Source organism: Marisediminitalea sp. (assembly GCF_984433645.1).
Genome location: NZ_CFIDRX010000090.1, coordinates 1 through 6,444, shown reverse-complemented (window position 1 = coordinate 6,444; position 6,444 = coordinate 1). Strand labels below are relative to the sequence as shown.

Genomic DNA, 6,444 nt, shown 5'->3' with positions numbered 1-6,444 from the left:
CGTCGTCCCGAAATCGCTCCAGCGATATTCCCATCCGTCGTCCCGAAGATCCCGGAACAAGTCCGGGATGACATTATCTTAGGAAACGTCCAGCTCAATACCCACAGCTGACTGATAGCCTTTTTCGCGTTCCAGGTCGGCCGTCATGATGGGTTTTGACGGCAGCCATTCTGCTGGAAAGGTCACACTGAGTTTGTCTTTTTCGACGTCAACTTCAAACTCAGGCAAGAATGATTCCTGGCGTTTTATGTTTAACAGCACGCCCAGTCGCAGCATCACAATCAAACGGTACACGTCTTCTTTGTCGTATTGGGTAAACGACGGAATATCGGCAATGCGTATTTTCTTGCGATGGAAACGCACCAGGGTGGCTAATAATTCCTGTTGAGCCTGATTAAACCCGGGCATATCTACATTTTGAAGGATATAGGCTGAATGGCGCTGTACGCCGCGGGTGTTAATTTGAAAGCCGACTTCATGTAACAACGCCGCCCAGCCTAAAATAGCGCGATAGTCAGGGTGACGCAGCTTCCACGCCTTCTGACAATGGTTAAACAGGGTCAGAGTGGTGTTGAGTACCAGGTTTGCCTGATCGATGTCGACATCGTAACGGGTCGCAAGGCTGCTGGCGGTGCGACTGCGAATATCGCTGTTGTGCAGTTCATCTTCCATCTGATACAGCACGCCTTCCCGCAAAGCGGCAGGGGAGTATTCCAACGCTTCAATCTTGAGCGCCTTGAATAAGCCAATCAGTACGCACAAACCGGCGGGAATGACCGGGCGTCGGTCCTCGGTCATTTCCGGGAAATTGAGCTTGTCGATATGGCCAGCTTCAATGAATTGTTTCATTAGCGACTTTAACGCCTTCAGCGTTACCGGCACATCATGCTCGCCTTCTTTCTGAGTCTGCTGAACCAGATTGTAAATGGCCTTAATGGTACCGGAAGTGCCGATACAGCGCTGCCAGCCTAACCGGCGGTAGCGCTCCTCAATAGGTTCCATTTCTTGCTCGGCAGCGGTGATGGCTTTGTCAAACGCTTTGGCTTTCAGTTCGCCATTAGCAAAAAAGCGTTGGGTGTAGCTAACGCAACCCATTTGTAAACTGCGCAGCAGTAAAGGCGATAAGCCTTCACCAATAATGAATTCAGTAGAGCCGCCGCCGATGTCAACTACCAGACGTTTACCCGCGTCGTGATTGGTATGCGCTACCCCAGAGTAAATAAGACGGGCTTCTTCCGTACCGGAAATCACTTCAATGGGGTAGGGCAGCACTTGCAGTGCTTCTTCAATAAACTCTTTGGCATTCACCGCCCGGCGAAGAGTGTGGGTCGCTACAATGCGAACCGAGTCAGGTTCAAACCCTTTTAACGAATCAGCAATGATTTTTAAGGTATCCAGCCCGCGCTGCTTGGCTTCGCCTTGCAGCACGTTGTCTTCGTTTAACCCTTCCGCCAGTCTGACTTTTTGTTTCACTCGGTGAAGGATTTGCACTGAGCCTGCAACGATGCGGGCAACCACCAGGTGAAAACTGTTTGAGCCAATATCAAGCGCGGCCACTTTACTGGCTTCACGACTTTCTACGCTGGCAAATGACGAAGGGTCTGGACTCATTTCTTCTCTTCTAGCTGTTTAAGGTAGTCATAAATCTCTTCCTGAGAGCGCAGCTTTTTGCGATTTCCACGTCTAACATACTGGTTAACTTGTTCCTTGTCGATCTCTCTGGCTTTCATGGTATCGCGGAACTGAATTTCCATAATATCCACAATGCGTTGCTGGAGCGCATCGTCATAAACCGGTGCACCCACCTCGATACGGTTGTCCATGTTACGCATCATCCAGTCAGCCGACGAGATGTACACTTTGCGGTTGCCGCCGCCATTGAAAATCATCACCCGGGGGTGTTCCAGGAAGCGGTCTACTACCGAAATGATTTTGATGTTTTCACTCAGACCTTTAATGCCCGGACGCAAGCTACACATACCGCGTACGATACCGCGGATTTTCACGCCTGCCTGGCTCGCGCGGTACAGATCGTCAATCAGTTCGTTGTCGACCAGATTGTTGATCTTAAACGTAATGCCGGCTTTGTGGCCTTCTTTCAGGTATTGGATTTCCTGACGGATCAACGACTGAATTTTGGTACGGGCGTTCAGCGGTGATATTTGCAGATGCTGGAACTTGTAGCGGCGGTACGGGTTCGAAATTAAGTCGAACACAGCGTTGCCTTCCTCGGCCAGCTCCTGGTTTTTGGTAAACAAGCTGAAATCGGTATAGATTTTCGCGGTTTTCTCGTTGAAGTTACCGGTGCCGAAGTGCGCGTAATGCATAAGTTTGCCGCGCTCTTCACGCGACACAATACACAGCTTGGAGTGAATTTTTAACGACGGCACACCCAGTACCACGCGAATGCCTGCGTCGGTCATACGCTTCGACCATTCAATGTTGGCTTCTTCGTCAAAACGGGCGCGCAGCTCAACGATTACCGTGACTTTCTTGCCGTTATCTACTGCGTCAATTAACGAGCTGATAATACGAGAATGGCTGGCTACCCGGTAAATGTTAATCCGAATCGACTTCACATTAGGGTCAAACGCGGCCTGACGCACAAACTCGGTAAAGTGCAGGAAGCGGTGATACGGATAGTACAGCAATATGTCGTGGTCGCTGATGGCGTCGAATACCGTGTTGTAGGCCGAGAAGTCTTTCGTGTCGATGGCCGGTAACGGCGGGTGTTCAAGGTATTCACGACCCGGGTTAGGGAAGCCAATAAAGTCTTTAAAGTTACGGTAGTGACCGGCAGAATGCAGGGTATCGAGCTTGGTGACTTTTAAACGCTTTTGTAAGTCCTCTACCATGTCTTCTGGCATGTCCTGATCGTGGATCACCCGAACGGGCTCGGCAATCAGGCGCTGCTTCATACTCTCAGACATTTTCTCCACGTAGCTTTCGTCGATTTCGTCGTTAATGGAGTATTCTGCGTCGCGGGTCATTTTAAATGAGTAGGACTCCAGCGTGTCGAATTTCACGAAACCACGGAAGATATCTTCCATGGAGAGCTGGATCATATCGTCGAGCAAAATGATGTGCTTGTTCTTGCGGCTGCGCTGAGGCGGTATTAAGAAGAAACGTGGCACTTCGCCCGTTGGCACCTGTACAGCCGCGAATCTTGGACTACGTCCTTCGCGACGCAGAGCCACATACAGATACACGGCATTGCCGTTCAGTCGGCTGAGCAGGTCCGTTTTCTTATCAATCAGAATAGGCGCGATGTGTCGAAGGACTTTGTTTATAAAGTAATTCCTTACCCATTCGCGTTGATAGTCTGTCAGCTCGTGCTTTTGCAGGATGTAAATATTGTAGCGAGCCAGCGCTTTCACCACATCTTTGTGGATAGTGTCGAACTTCTTCGACAACGCCATCACCTTCTGCTGGATTTGTTCCAGTAGTTTACGCTGGTGCTGGGCTTCCAGTTCGTTGCCGTCATTCTGGGCAATAATGATTTGCCGTTTTACGTCAGAAACCCGTACCCGAAAGAATTCGTCCAGGTTGTTTGAATAGATGCCCAAAAAGCGAATGCGCTCAACGGCGGGGTTATTCTTGTCGGCGGCTTCCTGCAATACGCGTTCGTTAAACGCCAGCCAGCTCAGTTCTTTGGGATAATAAAGATCAGTCGATTCCATAATTACATCAATTATTCAGCGATCAAAACGCGTTAACATGCCAGCGAAGTGTGACAGCATGTTGACGGCGCAAACAAATTTTTGCGGCCAGTGTTTGGCTGGCAATGGCCGCGGGTAACAAGCCCTACGACAGGGTTGTGGTAATGTCTACAACCAGGTCGTTGGCAACGGCTTCCAGCGCTTCCTGCAAATCGTCGCGATCCAGGTCGGCCGACACGCCAACGCGCAGCTGTGCTTTAAACATCTGACTGCCCCAGTTAGGCGCGCTTTCGCAGGTCGACGCAAAGTGCAAAATGTTGAGATTAAAGCCATGCAGTACATTGGTAAGCTCCTGCACGATGCCGGCGCGGTCATTACCCATCACCTCAATGCGCAGCATTTCGTCGGGCTGTTCCAGCGTATCGGTAACCGATTGCGACTGCACTTGTAATCCGTCCAGCGTGTTCAGCGCGTCAATGAGCGCCTGATGTTGTTCGGCCGGCACCAGTACTTCCACAAAACCCGCAAATTGTCCGGCCATATGAGCAAAGCTACTGCCTTGCCAGTTGCCACCGAACTGATACACCTTTTTCGCCACCGCATCGACTAAACCGGGGCGATCTTTACCTATTACAGTGATGATGACAGGCTTCATGCATTCACTCCTGTGAGTTGTTCTGCGTCGTCGAAAAAAAGCGCGACGAAGTCAGGTATTTATAAGTTTCTCTTGATCTTAAAATATCACAACTTACACTGCTGAGCAGTGCAATTTAAGCCAAATCATGACTCTGGATAATGAATGTAGCAGCTGAGCAGGGATCTGTACTGAAAAAACGTCGCCGCCGGGACACTGCTGCGCGCGTCATTATCAGTGGTTTTGGCGGAATCGTGCTGCTGACCATGGTTATTCTTATATGGCATTTGTTCTCGCAAGCGGCCAGCATTGCGATGTCGCCCGACGCTGACATTCAGACCGAAATCCCGGTGTTACCGTCTGGTCGCTACTTATATGTCGGTGATATGGACAGTGGTCAGGCCGCTATTATTGATGGACCCGGATGCCGTTTGACTCTGGCCAGGCTCGAAGCCGATACCCTGACTGCCCGCCAATCCATTCGCCGTCCTTGTAGCCACACACTTACCACCTTGCAAGTGCAGGGACAGCCCTATGCGGTGGATATTTCTACCAGCGGGCAAGTGCGATTATTACCCGTGCCAACGGTCGGCACAGCTCAGACCCTGGGGTCGTTCGGTACGCCTCTGGCCAGCGAGCTTTCATTTGCGATCCCCGAAGCGGTGTGGGCCGAACACACAGACTGGACGCTCGGCGTTGGTGAACAATGGCTGATCATGGTGGTGAATACCGCACAGTCGCAATTAATTCAGTGGGTGAATCGTCAGGACCCGGCGAATATCATGCGCCATACCTTGCCTTCATCACACCCCGTTGTGTTGCTGCCCGACAGCAAACAAGTGTTGCAGATACGCGATCGAGAACTGCGCTTTTACAATGAAAAACATCAGCAGATAAACCAGATTTCCCTCACCAAAGCAGTCGATAAAGTGTTTACCTTTGTGAAAAACCGCTCGCTGTTTGTTACCCACCCCGACAGCACGGTGAGTCGCTACACGGTGTTTAACGACAAAGGCACGCTGCGCTATCAGCGCACTTACGTACTTGCGTTGCGCAAGCAGGAACAACCTGTGGCCATTTACCCGCATGCCAGTGTGAATGGCCTGGCCATGGTGACCAATCAACAACAGCTACTGCTTATTAATCGGGTAACTGGCGAAATTGTAGAGCGACGCGGGTTGCCAATTCAGCCAACAGGCGTGAGCTGGTTCGATAACCGGGCTTATGTGTTTTCCGATGCAGTCATGATCAAACTTCGCATTCAACACCTTGCCGGACTCAGTACCGCAGACAGCTTACTGACGCCGCAGATCTACGAGGGGTACAAAGAGGCAGATCAGCTTTGGCAAACCACCAGTGCAACGGATTATCAGGAAACCAAAATGAACCTGGTACCGCTGCTAATTGGTAGCTTTAAGGCGTCGGGGCTGGCGTTGTTGATTGCCATACCGCTCGCACTGGGCGCGGCGGTGTATACCGCGTATTTTGCTCGCCCTAAAGTGCGCGACAATATGAAGCCGGCGATTGAAATGCTCGAAGCCATTCCGTCGGTGCTCATTGGTTTTATAGCTGCCATTTGGCTGGCGCCTCTGGCTGAACGTTTTTTATTTTCGTTCGCGGTATTCTTATTTACCGTGCCGTTTAGCCTGTTGTTGATTGCGTTTGTGCAGCACAAGGTAGCGCGCAATTTGCCGTCAGAAGTTCGCAACGTGGCAGAACTGGTGCTGCCGGTGTTAGGGATTGTCGGACTCGGTTACATCAGCATCGAATGGGCGCCGCAGTTGTTGTTCTACCTGCTGGAAGTCAATGACTTTGATTTCATTACCGACGCCACCGGTGTGCCGGTAGGTAAAACCACTATTCTGGTCGCCATTGCATTGGGATTTGCTATTTCTCCCAGTATTTATTCGCTGGCCGAAGACGCCATTAGCGGTGTACCCGCCAGCCTGCGACAAGCCTCTTATGCGCTGGGCGCGACACGTCTTCAAACCTTACGCCGGGTGGTGTTGCGCGTGGCGTTTCCGGGCATCATGGCGGCAATCATGCTGGGGTTCGGACGCGCCTTTGGCGAAACCATGATTGTATTAATGGTAACGGGCAACACGCCCATTGCCGATTGGGACTTGTTTGCCGGTTTGCGTGCGCTTACCG

4 protein-coding genes are annotated in these 6,444 nt (G+C 51.1%); 1 reads left to right on the top strand and 3 read right to left on the bottom strand.

Annotation, left to right across the window (positions count from 1 at the left end):
* Positions 1-78 precede the first annotated feature (78 nt).
* From ppx to AC4MRN_RS12405, 3 genes are all read right to left on the bottom strand, one after another.
* Positions 79-1,611: an exopolyphosphatase gene (gene ppx, locus AC4MRN_RS12415; RefSeq protein ID WP_073320113.1), complete on the bottom strand. Its 1,533-nt coding sequence runs from the start codon at positions 1,609-1,611 to the stop codon at positions 79-81.
* The gene (ppk1, locus tag AC4MRN_RS12410; RefSeq protein WP_073320110.1) at positions 1,608-3,680 is read right to left on the bottom strand and encodes a polyphosphate kinase 1; all 2,073 of its coding nucleotides are present in this window, start codon (positions 3,678-3,680) and stop codon (positions 1,608-1,610) included. The genes ppx and ppk1 overlap by 4 nt, the downstream gene beginning before the upstream one ends.
* Before the next feature lie 124 nt (positions 3,681-3,804).
* Positions 3,805-4,314, bottom strand: a complete 510-nt coding sequence (locus AC4MRN_RS12405) for a glycine cleavage system transcriptional repressor (protein ID WP_073320107.1) — start codon at positions 4,312-4,314, stop codon at positions 3,805-3,807.
* 140 nt (positions 4,315-4,454) lie between these two features.
* Here AC4MRN_RS12405 and AC4MRN_RS12400 point away from each other — a divergent pair.
* Positions 4,455-6,444, top strand: a 1,990-nt coding sequence (locus AC4MRN_RS12400; RefSeq protein ID WP_491203442.1) for an ABC transporter permease subunit, incomplete at its 3' end; no start/stop codon positions are given.